This is a genomic window from Ruegeria sp. BE3, from assembly GCF_056538865.1.
In genome coordinates, this window is sequence record NZ_JBQFTW010000017.1 from 44846 (window position 1) to 59960 (window position 15115).

The 15115-nt window shown below is 55.0% G+C and carries 12 protein-coding genes; 8 read left to right on the forward strand and 4 right to left on the reverse strand.

The window, feature by feature from the left end:
- Position 1: 1 nt before the first annotated feature.
- Both ACR0AZ_RS21125 and ACR0AZ_RS21130 read right to left on the reverse strand, forming a co-directional pair.
- On the reverse strand, positions 2-1726 hold the full coding sequence (locus ACR0AZ_RS21125) for an AAA family ATPase (protein WP_480668194.1): 1725 nt from the start codon (positions 1724-1726) through the stop codon (positions 2-4).
- Between the two features lie 358 nt (positions 1727-2084).
- Positions 2085-2747, reverse strand: coding sequence for an IS6 family transposase (locus tag ACR0AZ_RS21130; RefSeq protein WP_480668205.1), 663 nt, complete (start codon positions 2745-2747; stop codon positions 2085-2087).
- Between the two features lie 355 nt (positions 2748-3102).
- On the opposite strand from ACR0AZ_RS21130, the gene ACR0AZ_RS21135 reads away from it, so the two are divergent.
- From ACR0AZ_RS21135 to ACR0AZ_RS21150, 4 genes are all read left to right on the forward strand, one after another.
- Positions 3103-5082, forward strand: coding sequence for a bifunctional 2',3'-cyclic-nucleotide 2'-phosphodiesterase/3'-nucleotidase (locus ACR0AZ_RS21135; protein ID WP_480668195.1), 1980 nt, complete (start codon positions 3103-3105; stop codon positions 5080-5082).
- 351 nt (positions 5083-5433) lie between these two features.
- Positions 5434-5982 (forward strand): M14 family metallopeptidase, encoded by a 549-nt coding sequence (locus tag ACR0AZ_RS21140; RefSeq protein ID WP_480668196.1) that lies wholly within the window; start codon positions 5434-5436, stop codon positions 5980-5982.
- A 45-nt stretch (positions 5983-6027) separates the two neighbouring features.
- On the forward strand, positions 6028-6435 hold the full coding sequence (locus tag ACR0AZ_RS21145) for a succinylglutamate desuccinylase/aspartoacylase family protein (RefSeq protein ID WP_480668197.1): 408 nt from the start codon (positions 6028-6030) through the stop codon (positions 6433-6435).
- 1 nt (position 6436) lies between these two features.
- Positions 6437-6676: a hypothetical protein gene (locus tag ACR0AZ_RS21150; protein ID WP_480668198.1), complete on the forward strand. Its 240-nt coding sequence runs from the start codon at positions 6437-6439 to the stop codon at positions 6674-6676.
- 812 nt (positions 6677-7488) lie between these two features.
- Here the strand turns inward: ACR0AZ_RS21150 and ACR0AZ_RS21155 are convergent.
- Complete coding sequence (locus tag ACR0AZ_RS21155) at positions 7489-9402, reverse strand: N,N-dimethylformamidase beta subunit family domain-containing protein (RefSeq protein WP_480668199.1); 1914 nt, start codon at positions 9400-9402, stop codon at positions 7489-7491.
- Between the two features lie 449 nt (positions 9403-9851).
- Here ACR0AZ_RS21155 and ACR0AZ_RS21160 point away from each other — a divergent pair, with 449 nt between their 5' ends.
- The 3 genes from ACR0AZ_RS21160 to ACR0AZ_RS21170 are packed head-to-tail and all read left to right on the forward strand — an operon-like array spanning position 9852 to position 12145.
- The gene (locus ACR0AZ_RS21160) at positions 9852-10676 is read left to right on the forward strand and encodes a class I SAM-dependent methyltransferase (RefSeq protein WP_480668200.1); all 825 of its coding nucleotides are present in this window, start codon (positions 9852-9854) and stop codon (positions 10674-10676) included.
- A gap of 55 nt (positions 10677-10731) precedes the next feature.
- Positions 10732-11112 (forward strand): group I truncated hemoglobin, encoded by a 381-nt coding sequence (locus ACR0AZ_RS21165; RefSeq protein WP_480668201.1) that lies wholly within the window; start codon positions 10732-10734, stop codon positions 11110-11112.
- Between the two features lie 4 nt (positions 11113-11116).
- A complete protein-coding gene (locus ACR0AZ_RS21170) occupies positions 11117-12145 on the forward strand; it encodes an adenylate/guanylate cyclase domain-containing protein (protein ID WP_480668202.1) in 1029 nt (342 codons plus the stop codon).
- A gap of 24 nt (positions 12146-12169) precedes the next feature.
- Here the strand turns inward: ACR0AZ_RS21170 and ACR0AZ_RS21175 are convergent, their stop codons facing one another.
- Positions 12170-13669, reverse strand: a complete 1500-nt coding sequence (locus ACR0AZ_RS21175; protein ID WP_480668203.1) for a winged helix-turn-helix domain-containing tetratricopeptide repeat protein — start codon at positions 13667-13669, stop codon at positions 12170-12172.
- Between the two features lie 230 nt (positions 13670-13899).
- Between ACR0AZ_RS21175 and mddA the strand changes: the two genes are divergently transcribed.
- The gene (mddA, locus tag ACR0AZ_RS21180) at positions 13900-14658 is read left to right on the forward strand and encodes a methanethiol S-methyltransferase (protein WP_480668204.1); all 759 of its coding nucleotides are present in this window, start codon (positions 13900-13902) and stop codon (positions 14656-14658) included.
- The last annotated feature ends 457 nt before the right edge of the window (positions 14659-15115 follow it).

Sequence of the window (15115 nt, forward strand, 5' to 3'; positions counted from 1 at the left end):
TTTACTTCAGCCTGATTTCCATCCAGGGTGAGGCCACTTCCCGCCCGTTCTGATCGAGCGCAATAACCCGCCACGTCCGCGCCGCCTGAGGCGGCCTCAGCCGCAGCGCAGATGTTGAAACTTCAGCCGAATAGAGCGCCGTATCACTGAACGTCGATGACAATTCGATGCGATAAGCCGAAGGGTCAGCCCCTTCGCCACTGGTCCAGACCAGTTGCAGCGACCCATCGGGCATCTTCTTCGAAAACAGCGGCGTAGGCACCGAGACCGGCCCGCTCTCAGTGGTGGATTGCATGTCTTCCAGACGCGCGGCAGCGCCCTCGATTCCCGAGGCAGCCCGGTTGTACCAGACGCGTGCGAGCGTAAGATCCACAGGCACGCCCTCTCCGGTCTCATAGATCTGCCCAAGATAGTAGGCCGAGCGTTCGTGCCCCGAAAGCGCCGCAAGCGCATATCCGACTGCGGCAGCGTCCGGAGCGGTATCTGCCAGTTCCAGCGCCGCCAGATACTGACCGTTTGCAGAGGGTACAGCCCCGGCCAGAGCGCCCGAGATCCGCTCGACCCGCGCTTCCGCTGCAGCTGCTGTGCCCGGTAATAGCCGCCTAAGTACCGAAGTCCCTCCACCCGCATTGACCGAGCTTGCGACAGCTTCACGTGTCGTCGCCTCTTTTCGTTCCCCCGAGAACCCACCTACCCCAAACAAATATGCCGCAGTCCCAGCCCCAATCAGAGCAATTGCACCTAATGCGAACCCCGTTTTGCGACCAAACTTGCTTTTGGCCGGTTCAGTCGAAACATGCTCTTCGTTATCGGTGTCTGATACGCTCTGCAGAATACCTGCTACATGATTGGCGCGCGCCAAAAGCTCTGCATCGGTTGGCACATGGCGCAGGCCTTCTTGATCTCCGCTGGTTCTATCATCCGCATCGGGCGTTCTGATCAAAGAGGCAATCCGGCGCACCTCTGCCTTGTCGAGTTCCGCGGTATCAGCGCTGCTACCATGCTGCTTCAATGCCTCGCAAAAGGCGTCCAACTTGGCCGGAATACCGTTTGAAATCACGAACAGTTCTCGGGTCGCGCCTTTGTCGAATGAGCGGTTTTCCAGACCCACCTTGCTTAGGCGCATGCGAACATAGCCGCCGACGTCCTTCTCGTTCATGCAATCCAGGGTAAAGGCCGGACCAACAAGGTCCGGCCTCACGCCGGACAGAATATCAGCCATTCCCGTTTGGCCTACAAAGACGAGCTTAAGCAACGGTCGCTGGTCGACCAACTGGTCACACAAATCGCACAACGCGCCAAGATACAGATTCGACAGGTCATCTGCATCATCGACCACAAGCACCGGAAACCGCTGCGCGGCATGCAGTGACTGCAGCAGCGAGATCAGTTTTTCACGGCTCTGCTCGGCACTCGCAGTAGGGTTCTGTTTTGGGTTGAATGCGGTCAGCACATCCCAGAACACTTCGCCCGATAGATGATCCAGACCCTTGAGCATCCGAATGACAAAGGCCGTGGTGTTGGTCGAAATCCTGTCGCGCACCAGCAGGGTCCGTCCAGTTCCGGTGCGGCCGACAAACAAGGTCATCGGCACGCGGCTGGCCACCGCGAAATTCAACCGCTCCCGCGCGAGTTCGTGTGCCTGGCTCCAATAGATCGTGCTGGACTGTTCTGATACGACCGCCCTGCCCGAAGAGTCTGTCGGTTGCGCCCTATTGCCTTCCATAACCCCCAAACTCGCAGTTCACGCCGACTGTTTCAGTGCAATGGCCTCGTCAACCCGAGGGCAAAGATCTGAAGGCTTCAAGGCAGAAAGCCATTGTCGAAACGTGCGAAATCCCCACATCAATCCGCAACAGGCAGCTCAATTCCCAGCATGCTGCAGCAATAATTGGTATAGTGTCGCAAAGTCGGTGGAAAATCTAGGCTGCGGACAGATATCTCTTAACGCAAAGACAATTTAGATATTTGATGAGCATTGAACACTCATACAATCAAGCAATCCTATGTGCGGTTGGGCTGTTCAAGTGGCGGCGCTGTCAGACAAATTCGACCAGTCTCAGTGTGCCGCGGAAACCGCGATCCTAACCAGAACAAAGTTGACGCCACTCGCTAAGAGCGGCGGTGCGCGTCAGCTTGAAAGTGTCCCTGCTGGTGAGCGACCTTTCCTGGTTGAAGTGGTTGTAGATGGAGGAGTGGACGAAGGCGAATTTCTGCAAACTTCGCATGCGCCTGAAACGCTGCATCGCGCGTTCACGTCGTCGAAACGGCAGGTGTGAATTCTCGACGCGGTTATTGAGCCACCTGCCCGTCTGCTGTTTTTCGAGTGCACCCAGTTCTCTGAGAGCGGCCCGATACGATGCGAAGCGATCCGTGACGACGGTTGCCGCTTTGCCGTGTCGCTTCATCAATTTCTTGAGGAATTTCAGTGCTGCCTGCTTGTTTCGGCGTTTCGTGACAACGGCTTCCAGCACCTCGCCCTCGTGATCAACAGCCCGCCAAAGATAATGCCGCTTGCCAATCACCTTCACGAAAACCTCGTCCACGTGCCACTTCCATTTGGAGTATGCTCTCAATTGCTGAACACGCTTTCTTCGGATCTCAGAAGCAAACATCGGGCCAAACCTGTTCCACCAATATCGGACAGTTTCGTGGCTCACGTCGACGCCTCGCTCACGCAGCAGATCTTCGACATTCCGAAGCGAGAGCGGGAAACGGATGTACAGTTTCACCGCAAGGCGGATGATCTCGGGTCTGGTTTAGAAATATTTTAAAGAGGCAGGTTTGGTCATCGACCGAAGCTACGCAACCGCCCTACCCGTCTCAAGGCAAGTTCTTCTGACAAGACCAAGCAGACTCTTTTCGGCATCCTGTTTGCTTCATTCAGGCTCGTATGCTGAAAAATTTCTGGTTTAATCGTTCAAGCAACGTGAAGCTCAAGTTCACCGCCTGCTGGACCTTAGCAAACCTACAATGTTTGGGTATGGTGCTGAATACCACCGCCTATGAATAACGTGTCAAATGCTCTTGCAACGTGTGTCATATGGATGTCGCGGATAGCTTGCAAAAGGCACGCTGGCCAACCAACTTGAGAGGTGCCCAATGTCTTTCTCTAATCGTCCACTATTTTCGCGCCGCCAATTTCTCTCCACAACTGCTATCGGTGCTGCTGCAATTACACTGCACCCTTTCTCGGCTGCTGCAGCCAACAATCAGGCGCATCTTCGGATCATGGAAACAACCGACATCCATGTCCATGTGTTTCCCTATGACTATTATGCCGATAAGCCCCGCGACACGGTGGGCCTGTCCCGCACGGCCTCGATCATCAATGAAATCCGCTCTGAGGCGACGAACTCGCTTTTGGTTGATAACGGAGATTTTCTGCAAGGCAATCCGATGGGCGACTACATCGCCTATGAACGCGGCATGAAAGAGGGGGATAGCCACCCAATCATCACTGCATTCAACACGGTGGGTTATGATGCAGCCACGCTGGGCAATCACGAGTTCAACTATGGGCTGAACTTTCTTGAGACCTCTTTGGCAGGTGCGGATTTCCCAGTGGTTCTGGCCAACGTAGCGAAAGAGAAAGGCGCAAGCCCGCGCGATGACAAGACGCTTGTTCAGCCTTACGCCATTCTCGACCGCGAGATCGAAATGGGTGACGGCACGAAACATCCGATTAAAATCGTTGTGATTGGCTTTACGCCTCCACAGATCATGAACTGGGATCGCAAGCATCTGGAGGGCAATGTCGAAGCGCGGGATATCGTCGAGACGGCACAGGCATATGTGCCTGAGATGCAGGAACAAGGCTGCGATCTGATCATCGCGTTGTCGCATTCCGGAATTGGTGATGCCAACCATGTAGATGGTATGGAAAACGCGTCGGTTGTGCTTGCCGGTGTCGAAGGGATCGACGCGCTGGTCACAGGACACAACCACTTGGTCTTTCCTTCGCCAACATTTGCAGACCGTGCCGGTATCGATGTCGACAAGGGCACGCTGATGGGTAAACCCGCCGTTATGGGCGGCTTCTGGGGGTCGCATCTTGGCCTGCTTGATCTGCTGCTGGAAAGGGACGGAAATGAATGGCGGGTGGTGTCCACCACATCCGAGGCGCGGCCCATTTCCAGAAGAAACGAGGATCGCTCAATCACCGCTTTGGTCGGAGATGATCAGCGTGTCCTTGACTCGGTTGCGACAGATCACGACGAAACGCTGGCCTATGTACGTCGCGCTGTCGGCAAGACCTCGGCCCCGTTGCACAGTTATTTCGCTCTGGTCGCAGATGACCCATCTGTCCAGATCGTATCGATTGCGCAAAAGTGGTATGTCGAAGAGATGCTTAAAGGCACTGAACATGAAGGCCTGCCGATCCTGTCAGCGGCAGCGCCATTCAAGGCCGGTGGCCGCGGTGGACCAGAGTATTACACCGATGTTCCCGTTGGCGACGTTGCCATCAAGAACGTTGCCGATCTTTATCTCTATCCGAACACGGTGCGAGCAGTCCGCGTGAATGGTGCGCAGGTCAGGGGCTGGTTGGAACGTTCGGCCGGTATGTTCAATCAGGTGGAGGCCGGATCAAAAGATGCGATCCTGCTGAATTCGGAGTTCCCGTCCTACAACTTCGACGTGATGGATGGTGTGACCTACCAAATTGACCTATCCCAGCCCTCACGCTTTGGACCGAAAGGCGAGGAGATTAACCCAGACGCAGCGCGAATTGTGAACCTCACCTACAATGGCGAACCGGTCAGGGATGACATGGAGTTCATCATTGCCACCAACAACTATCGCGCATCAGGCGGCGGATCATTCCCCGGCGCGTTGGGTGACACAATCATATTCGAAGCCCCGGATACCAACCGCGACGTCATTGTGCGCTATATCGTAGAGCAGGGCACGATCGATCCAAAGGCAGATGCCAACTGGTCTTTTGCGCCGCTTTCGGACACCACGGTGTTGTTCGAGACTGGCCCAAAAGCGCGGGATTATATGGGCGACGTTAAGGGTGTCACAATCGAGGATGCCGGAGAAGGCGCCGACGGTTTCGCAACCTTCCGGATCAAACTCTGATTCAATGTGAGCACGAAAATCACCCGCCACCAAATGAAGCCGGTGGCGGGCTTGCATTGATTGACCGTCGGTCCAAACTGGTCGTTCGCGCAAACCCCAAGTGCGGCCCATCAGACCTGTCGTTCGCTGCAGATGCGAATTGGCGGCAAATTAGCCTCAATGCCGACCGCACAATGCTGTCGAGCTTGTCGGCAGTACTAAGACCCGCTCTTTGGTCAAAAATAGACCTATGGTTCCGAAACGCGCACAGGTAATTATTTGGTCGGTTTTTGTCTCCTTGACTGAACATTAATCCATGGTTGAATCTCGCAATCAATTTTCAAACGTCCAATCGTGGGCGCAGTGGAACAGATGGCCGAAACACTGATCACATCTGAGTTAGATTTCGAGGTAGATGGCAAGCAGTCAGGTTATCTCCGCGTGCCTCACTCGGTCGATCGCTCAGCCTACGGTTGGTTGCCCGTGCCAATCACAATCCTGCGGAATGGAGAAAGCCCGACTCTGATCATCTCTGCCGGTGTGCATGGCGATGAGTACGAAGGTCAAATAGCGGTTGCAGAACTGGCAAGTGATCTGGCCGTCGATGACATTCGGGGACGTTTGATCCTTCTGCCGATGGTGAACGCACCAGCGGCGGAAGCTGGACGTCGGGTGTCCCCGATCGATGATGGCAATCTAAACCGTATTTATCTAGGAAACCCCAAGGGGCTCCCTTCAGAAATGATCGCTCATTTCCACGAAGAAGTGCTATTGCCGCTTGCCGACTTTGCTGTGGATCTTCATTCGGGCGGAGCGTCCTTGGTTTACCCCGCAACACTCTTGCGCGGGCCGGGGCATACACCCGAAGAAGAAGCGATGTTGCAGAAGCTCACGAAGGCTTTTGATCTTCCTTTTTCTTAGGTCTTCACCAGCGGTGGAGGCAGAAACAGCACCGCCAGAACAGCTATGGGCGCTTCCAATCGCAAAGGTGTAATCAATCTGATGGCCGAGCTTGGCGGCGGAGACGTAGTGGACCCCGAGGTCTTGTCGCTCACGCGCCGCGGGTTGCGTCGAATACTGCATATCCTCGGAATGTTGCCAAATTATGTGCCTGATGCCCAACGCGGGACACGCGTTCTGCATGCAAAGGGATCAATCTACGTATATGATTCCGGCCTGTTCGAGCCGCTGAAAAACATTGGCGAAGCAGCGTCCACGGGAGAAATCCTCGCCAAGATCCATCATCCAGAAACACCGGGGCGAAAGCCGGATCGGGTTACTTCGCCCTACGACGGGATGGTTCTGGCGATGCGAACACTAGCGCAAGTTAGGCGTGGTGACGCCATCTTTCAGATCGCTGCGGATATAGACTGATATGCCAACACTTGATTTTGATGAAATCATCAATCGTCGCGAAGTCCCGGCGCTAAAGCACCATCAAATCGTGTTGGGCCAAGGCGGGATAGACCTTTTTGCGGCCGGCGTGGCCGACATGGATCTTCACGTGGCCCCTCGTATTGCCGAGGCCAACAACCGGCGCACGGCACATGAGGTATTCGGCTACGAAGCGACTCCCCACGGCCTTAAGCATCGAGCGGCCCATAGGAGACCTTGAGCGAGGCTTTCAGATGCTGCAGCCGCCCCGCTTTCCGGACTTTCGCCGCAATTGCAAAAGACAGAGGCGACAAACTCACAAATCTGCGGACGAAGCGGACTTCTATAAGTTCAATGTGCGGTCCTCCTGCCGACGTAGCGAACAAATACCTCAACCACCGCGTACGGTAGTTGGCTTGTAGTGATAAGTTTAATTTCCAAAGAAAGTGGGCCATTTGGTTTACAGCTCATGTTTATTTGGGGCGCCAATACAGCTAAATTGCAGGAGTGTTTTGAAGTAAATTGTGTAGGTGCTAATTGTTAAATATTGGTTGCGGGCCGTTTCTTCTTACTTGTTTTATTGCATTTTGTTTGCCTTCGATGGGCTCTACTCAAGTTCTGGTAAGCTAGGGCCAATCAACCGGAGAGAGTACTTCTGAACTACGATTTGTCCGAGAACCCGGCGCACCAACTATTGCTCAGGAGAGTTTTCACTTTCGCCCAGACGGCTGGATAATTGGCCGAGTTCGAGCTGGAAACTCAGCCTTCTGGGGGCTAACGCCTCCGCAGGCAATTGAAGACATTTCCTTTTTCGAGCCTGATAAGGCGAGCATGTTGAACGGTATCACCGCTCAAATTAGAGAAGGCGGTGCAGGCCCAAATAGACTGCCAGGGCGGACCTCCATAGATGAAGCGAATTGTCGTTCTGCCTGCAATAGGTATATCGGCATTACGAGACCGGTGGCTGTGGAGTGCTAGAAAGGCCTGGAAGGCCGGTTTTGCTAGTGGGCCCTTTCGAACCTTTGGTGGCAGTACTTTTCCCCCGAAATTGGCTCAGGGCTGGTCTAGCGAGAAGAGGTCGATCCGCCATAGCCGGTTCTCGGACGTAGCGACATAAAGTATCCAGTCCACCATCGCAAGGCCCTTGGCGAAGAAGCAATGGTGGATGTCCGTCCAGCGATTGCTTTCGGCGATAAAATCACGATTGGTGCGCAAAAGACGGTTCTCGGACGTGGCCGCGAACAGGATGTCGCTGTAGGACGTCATTGTGACAATCTTGTCGTTGCGCTCAAAGCTGTCTATCCGGCGGAACGGATTTGAGGTGCCGTCGGCCGCCTTGCGATGGAGTGCACCGTCGCGATCCACAGCGTACAGCATCCCGCCGGCTCCAGCAATGGCACGTGTGCCGGACGGAGGGCGCACCCGCATCAACTGCCAACTAACCTCAACCTCGACAGGCGAACGGTGCCACAGTCGGTTGTCGCTGGTCAGGCAGAAGAGCCGCCCGTCCGATGAGGTCATGGAGATCACATTGTTGGCATGGCCGATTTCCCTCCAGGGCACGTCGGCGCCAACCGGGAATCGGCGCCAGAGCAGGTCATGTTCGGTGGCCAGGAAAAGCTTACCTTCCAGCGCGGCCATGGCGGTCGGATCGTTGGCATGGCCAACCATTTCCCAGTCCCAGCGAGTGATGCCGCCGAGCCTGCGAAAGATGTTGCGGGTGATCTGGGCGACGACAGGGTCGGTTCTGACCGCGTCGTCCCAGTCGGTTGTCGCGGCGTTGAAAACCGTGCCACGCCGGGAATAGAGCGTCATGGTCGCGCGCCCCGGTTTACCGGGCCAGTGGCGCAGATCGGCAGTGGCAAGCACGGTTGTGTTGAGCGGCGTGCCTTCTTCGCCTGTGACGCGGGGGTAGCCTTCGGGTTCCTCCGCATAGGCTGCAGCGTCGGTTTCGTAGCGCATAAACGATGAGGTCTCGCGGACTGTCACCCCATCGAAGACCCAGTGATCAGGAAAGCGGATGCGATAGCCGCGTCGGTCCTCGTCACTGATTGGGCCGGACCACGCGCCGTGGGTAAAGCCTGCGCCCAAGAGCGTGTTTTGTGGGCGGTTCACGGGTGGTTCGGCGACCGCTACAGTCGCCTCGTCGGGCCGTGTTTCGGCAAGAGGGTCGAGGCTGGCGTATTTGTAGAAGACGACTGTGCGGCCGCTATCCTCGAATCGTACCTGCCGGTAGCAGGTATTGCCCGAAAGGACCGCCACGTTGCCGCCCGCGCGCACAAAACGTTCGACATTGTCGCGCATCTCCTTCGTCCAGTACTCGTCATGATATGACAGGACCAGGCATTGGTAGCGGGAAAGCATCGCAGGCTTGCTGTGCAGATCGTAGCTGGAGCAACAATCAGTCTCGAACCCTTCGTCCTTGAGCCAGGCGAGCAGGCCGGCATCGCGCACGAAATCATTCGGACGGTCAAGACGGGCGACCACTGGTTGCGCCGAAGGCCGGTCCATTCCGACACGCCTGGCCCTGGGCTCGGGTCCGTCCTCGTTTGCCGGGTGGTAAAAGCCTTTGCCGCCCCAAGGGTTATAAGCGGCCGGTGTGAGATAGCTGACATGGACCAGGATCGGCGCTGTTCTGTGGCCGGTGACCGGCCGGACGACGAAGGACATTAGGTTCGCGGTCGTGCCGTCATTGTCGTAGAAGACCCGGTAGAGGCCCGAGGGCCAATCGCTGGGCACGCGGAAGGTTATGGTCCGGGTCCAACCGAACCCCTCCCACGGGCGCTCTGTTGGGATCGGTTGTCGCGAAACCCTGACGGCGACGGTCGTGGCGATGGAAGTTTCGGCGACGTTCTGGATAGTCAGCGTCGTGCCTTGAGGGGAGGCGTCGCCAGGTTCCAATGACAGGTGAAAGTCGATTGAGCGCCCCTGAACAACGGAGGTGCTTGAAGCATATCCCAGGATCATGTGTAATTACCCTTTATCAATGCGGTACCATATATACGCTGCACGATTTGGACACCTCAGCAATGGCCTTCGACAAAAAAAAGCGCCTGAGACTTGGTGTGGAGGGCTTGTCGTCCGGCTTAGCAAGAATGCGCTCTATGCTCCCTTCTGATCGTAGATACGGATCGCGCGACATTCTGATTGTCTGGCCCCGGCCCAAACCAGTCATTGAACACTCAATCCAGACGTCGCAGCCGCACGCGCATCGCGGACATTTGTCAGCGGCAATCGTCGAACTCAACTTGATAGGGTGCGACGCACGACGAGGAGCCCACCGATCTCAATCGAAACAACTAGAAATCGACAAACCTGCAGAAAACATCAGACATTCTACAGGTCTTCTGCAAGTTTCAAATTCCGAACTTTGGCAAGGGTTGTTCCATTGAAAGCGAAATCGATGGAGACAGAAAATGAATACAGCAGCCTCACTTGCCGCCGCGCCAGATCTGGCCGCGGTGAAGTCAATACAACACGCTACTTGGTCGTCGGGTGATTACGCCGCCGTAGGCACGACTCTACAAATTGTCGGTGAAACCCTTGCCGAAGCGATGGATTTGCGACCCGACGCCCGCGTACTAGATGTTGCCGCCGGAAATGGCAACGCAACCCTGGCTGCAGCGCGGAGACACTGCAATGTCGTTTCTACAGACTATGTTACCAGCCTGTTGCGCGCGGGTGCCGCTCGCGCCGAAGCCGAGCAGTTAACCGTTGCATTTCGAGAAGCCGACGCAGAAGACCTGCCCTTTGAGGGGGCGTCATTTGATCATGTCACATCTACATTCGGCGTCATGTTTACGGCCAATCAACAGGCGGCCGCCGATGAAATGCTGCGCGTCTGCCGCAGCGGAGGCACCATCGGTCTTGCCAACTGGACGCCAGAAAGTTTCATAGGCGAAGTGTTTCGAACGATCGGACGGCATGTGCCACCGGTTTCCGGCGTTCGTTCTCCGTTGGAATGGGGTACCGAGGCGCGTTTGCAAGAGCTCTTCGGGGCAAAAGCTCAAAAAATCGAAATCACGAAACGCCATTTCACCTTCCGTGAACGTTCACCACAACATTGGGTGGAACGGTGGCGCGAAATTTACGGCCCAATGCACAAAGCTTTTGGCGCCGTCGGCGAGCGCGCACCGCAACTCGCAGCAGACCTGATCGCAATTGCGCGGAATTACTCGACCGATACTCAGGCTATGATCGTTCCGGCGGAATACTCCGAGATCATCATTCATCGCGCATGAAAAACCATCAGCCCGGCGTTACTTCGCCGGGCCAGCCATCGTTAGGAGACATTCCATGCTAGGGCGGTCCGAACACAAAAGATCACTTCCGCTTTTCGATAAATATGGCGGCATGCGTGCTTTGCATTCGGTGATCATTAATTTCTATGATCGGGTGTTGGACAGCGATATCGTAGGCCCGTTTTTCGACGACGTCGACATGGCCAAACTCATTGATCACCAGACAAAATTCTTCGCCTCGGTTCTCGGTGGTCCCGCGAAGTACACGGATCAACGACTGGTAAGCGCTCATCATCATTTGACCGTCACAAATGTGCAGTTCGATGAAGTCATAGCGCTCTTGGGTGAAACGCTTACCGATGCGGGTTTTGCTCCGGACGATCTTTCCAAAACACTGAGTGCTGTTGAAGCGCGCCGTTCTCTCATTGTTGGGTAGTACTATGAAAATACAAGATATCAGTGCGAGGCTACTTAGCTCTATCAATGTTGGGATCTGCATAGTTGATGCTGACGATGGTGTCATCGTCTCTTTAAACCAAACGTTTCGGAACTGGTTCAGAGACGCAACAAAAGGGCAAGTTTTGACTCTGGGTACGTCTCATGCATTGAAGGATTTGCCAGGCCGGAAACCGGTGGAGGTTCGCACCAAAGTCAAAAATCGGACTTTGGTCGTTGAACTCAGTGCCCATGAAGCGGAACACGAAGGCAACAGGTTGATTATCATCGAAGGCCATAACATCTCGCGCCTGCGCGAGACCGAAGCCATGATCGACAGCTATGCAGCCATGGTTGACAAGCGAACCCGCGAGTTGGAGCGGGAAAACAGGCGGGTTGAAAAACTTCTTCTGAACATGATGCCAAAATCTGTTTACGAGGAGTTCATGACATTCGGATGTGTCACCCCTCGGTTGTTCGAGCCGGTGACGGTCATCATGCTCGATTTTGTGAGTTTTACCAAGATGGCCGCAGCGGGCGATCCGAATGTAACTGTTTCTGAACTAAACTCTATTTTCACCGCATTCGATCAAATTGGAGAACTTCACGGCAGCGAGCGGATTAAAACTATCGGAGACTGCTATATCGCGGTGACGGGCTTACCCCATTCCACGCCAGATCACGCACTTTCTGCCGCGCGGGTCGCGGCTAAAATGATGCGTTTTCTGGAGAGACGAAATCAAATGCACCCGCACAAATGGCGCGCTCGCATCGGCATCGCCAGCGGCTCTGTCGTAGGCTCAGTGGTCGGTGTTCAGAAATACGTCTATGATGTCTTTGGCCCTGCGGTGAACATGGCCGCGCGTTTGCAAGCTCAATCAAACCCCATGGAGATCACGATATGCGACTCGATGCGCGACGAATTGATCGACGAATTCAAACTCAGTGAGGCCGAGACAGTCTCCTTGCGTGGATTTGGCGATACGCAAATTGCGCGCCTGAAACACTACCAACCAAACAGAAAGGTCGCTTGAGCCGTAGGCGCGGGATCTGAGTTTTTAAAAACCAGCCTTGCGAAATGAACTGAGCATTCGATCACGGTATACTTGATCTTTCACGACACTTGCTTCTACAAGTTTTTCGGCAGTGGCATCCGGCCTCACGCTACGAACTTTTGCGGCCATGGCATGCATCCGGTCGGTCAGGTTAAGTTCGGCAGCACAGGCTAAGATCAATCGCGGTGCCCATGTGGAGCCGGGCGCTTCAATGTAACCTTGTTCAAGCAGAGATAAGGCATCTTCATATTCGCCCAATCCGTATCGGGCGGCGCCAATGCCAAAGTAATAGCTAAACCGCATCGGATCATGCGGGCTAAGACGCAAAGCTCTTTCGTAGTTTGCTACTGCTTCGTTCATGTTCCCGGCGAAGGTTTCCACGGCCCCCAACATGGCCCAGGCCCAAGCCAGACTTGGGTCCAGCGCAAGGGCAGTCTCAAGGTGATGGCGCGCTGCAGTATGTTGCCCTGCAGCCACCTCGGCCGTGGCCACGAAAGTCAGAACCAATGCATCGCGCGGCGCAAGGTCAAGCGCGCTTTTGCCATGTTCCATCGCCTCTGAGAGCGCTGTCGGACCATCCGGTGCCCAATCGGACATAGCCTGTTGTCCCAGACACCATGCCAGCATAGCATGGGACAAGGCATGTTCGGGATCTGATACCAATGCACGTCGCAAATGAACCACGGCCTGCCGATTGTCGTCCGCATCCATGCGCATGCAAAGCGGCGTCGCTCGCAGGAGTTCATGATATGCATCCGTCAAGTCAGCCTCAGCCAACGCGCGTTGCACTTCAACCATCATGATATTCGGGACGAGGCGGCCCAAAATGGCCGCAACCACCAAGTCTTGCGCCTCAAAAAGGTTGTCAAGCTGTCCCTCAAAACGATCTGCCCAAACCTCTGCCTGCCGTCCGGCATGCAACAAAGAAGCATTCAGGCGAAATGCATTACCCGCAAACCGCAGCTTGAGCCCAAGTACGTACCGAACGCCCAATTCCTCGGCGGCTTGCTTTGCGTCGTCCTGACCTGAATATCGCGCGACATAAATCGTTCCAACCCGACCAATGGCTGCGCTAATATCGTCCTCTAACCCTTCACCAAAGGCCCGTTGAGCATCTGTTGGATGCACCATTGTGGTTGCCATGATGGCAATTGAGGGTTGCGATAAAACCGCTGCAGAGCCGGTCTCGTCATGCGTTTCCTCGACCGTGCCGACAAATTGAAACCCGTGCCTGTGTACAGTTCGCACCAAAGCCTGCCGCGCGCCGTCATCTCCAATGGCCGCTCTGACTGCCTTGACCCGGCTGCTTAGGGCGGCATCCGAAACGATCCTGCCTTTCCAGATAACCGAAAATATCTCGTCCTTCGACACGACACGTTCGCGGTTTTCAATGAGATGCCGAAGCAGCGCAAATACTTGCGGCTCTGTAGCAATTGGAACGTCTTTCCGCGTCAATTGCAGGCGGCTTGCGTCCAGAACGTATTGATCAAATGCATATTTCACAGGGCAATTCTGCGCGAATTCAGTTTTTTCGTAAAGCTTGAACGCAATTCGCGGCACCCATATGCCGTTGTTTTCGTGCCCAAGCAAAGCGCTTTGGCAGCGGCCAGGACACATAATCGTCAAGTCTTCAGAAAATCACCAGAAAACCTCCATGAAAGGACCAAGCATCGCATCGCCCGGCTCGGGCAAACAGGGATTATCTGAAACAAAGATGAATTGGAGCCTGACTTATGAACCGCCCTGGTCTGATCCTATATGGCGCCGCTGCCTATGTTCTTTTCAATTTGGCCTTTCTGTATATGATCGGTTTTCTCCTGCAACTGCCCGTTCCGAAGGCGATCAACGATGGGACCTCATCTGCATGGCCCGTCGCCGTCGTCATCAATGTCGGGCTGATCTTCCTCTTTGGCTTTTTTCACAGCCTCATGGCGCGACAGGTGTTCAAATCCTGGTGGACGCGGATCATTCCTGCGGATGCAGAACGCAGTACCTATGTGCTGCAATCGGCCCTGTTTCTGATCCTGGCCATGTGGCAGTGGCGCCCGCTGCCCGAAACGATCTGGATCGTCGATGGTGCCCTGGCGTGGCTGACCTATAGCATCTGTGCACTGGGTGTCTTTCTGGTTTTGTTTTCGACCTTTCTGATCGACCATTTCGAGTTGTTTGGTCTGCGTCAGATTTGGACTGCAAACAGCGCTCAACTTATGCCCAAGCCGCAGTTCAAAACGCCCGGACTATACCGTTTTGTACGCCACCCGATGCAGCTTGGTGTCATCCTGGTCTTACTCGGCACGCCACACATGACAGTTGGTCACGCGCTCTTTGCCGGGCTGATGACGGTTTACGTGATGATTGGCCTATGGTTCGAAGAAAGATCTCTGGTGCGCGAGTTTGGCGATACGTATCGCGCGTATCAAGCGATGGTTCCCATGTTGGTCCCGCGCCTGACACCCTTGCGTTCCGACCAACTGAATACGCAACGCGGCTAAGGTTTCCCAGACTCCCGGTCGTTCTGTCCGATCGCCGGGAGTTCAATCAATGCAAACTAAATGCGGTGCAATCCACCGCTACAAGGCCGTCGGAAGCTATCGTCAGGTCATCGTTGGTCGGCAAGGTGGCCTTGATATCGGCACTTGATAGAGTACCTGAGCCTGCTTGGCTCAGCGCACTTGAACTTTTGACTTGTTGATCAGGAGGTATGGATGTCGTCTCGCCGCACGTTTCGGACATGAGCGCTCCCCAATGGATGCACATATTCAGCCACCATGCTTCAGTAACCTAACCCACATTTTTGGAAGTACGCCAGAGTCCGTCGTCATGGCGCAGGAAGTTATATACTAGCTGAAGACAATCGAAAGGCACCGATTTCTGGTATCGTGAGCGTACCCACGGTGACGAAATCGTCACCTTCGACGGCTGTTATCAATCGAACCGAGGCAACGATCC

Bases quoted from the DNA above. Each gene is read 5' to 3' on its own strand.
- ACR0AZ_RS21125 (WP_480668194.1), bottom strand. From the start codon at position 1,726: ATGGAAGGCAATAGGGCGCAACCGACAGACTCTTCGGGCAGGGCGGTC.
- ACR0AZ_RS21135 (WP_480668195.1), top strand. From the start codon at position 3,103: ATGTCTTTCTCTAATCGTCCACTATTTTCGCGCCGCCAATTTCTCTCC.
- ACR0AZ_RS21140 (WP_480668196.1), top strand. From the start codon at position 5,434: ATGGCCGAAACACTGATCACATCTGAGTTAGATTTCGAGGTAGATGGC.
- ACR0AZ_RS21145 (WP_480668197.1), top strand. From the start codon at position 6,028: ATGGGCGCTTCCAATCGCAAAGGTGTAATCAATCTGATGGCCGAGCTT.
- ACR0AZ_RS21150 (WP_480668198.1), top strand. From the start codon at position 6,437: ATGCCAACACTTGATTTTGATGAAATCATCAATCGTCGCGAAGTCCCG.
- ACR0AZ_RS21155 (WP_480668199.1), bottom strand. From the start codon at position 9,402: ATGATCCTGGGATATGCTTCAAGCACCTCCGTTGTTCAGGGGCGCTCA.
- ACR0AZ_RS21160 (WP_480668200.1), top strand. From the start codon at position 9,852: ATGAATACAGCAGCCTCACTTGCCGCCGCGCCAGATCTGGCCGCGGTG.
- ACR0AZ_RS21165 (WP_480668201.1), top strand. From the start codon at position 10,732: ATGCTAGGGCGGTCCGAACACAAAAGATCACTTCCGCTTTTCGATAAA.
- ACR0AZ_RS21170 (WP_480668202.1), top strand. From the start codon at position 11,117: ATGAAAATACAAGATATCAGTGCGAGGCTACTTAGCTCTATCAATGTT.
- mddA (WP_480668204.1), top strand. From the start codon at position 13,900: ATGAACCGCCCTGGTCTGATCCTATATGGCGCCGCTGCCTATGTTCTT.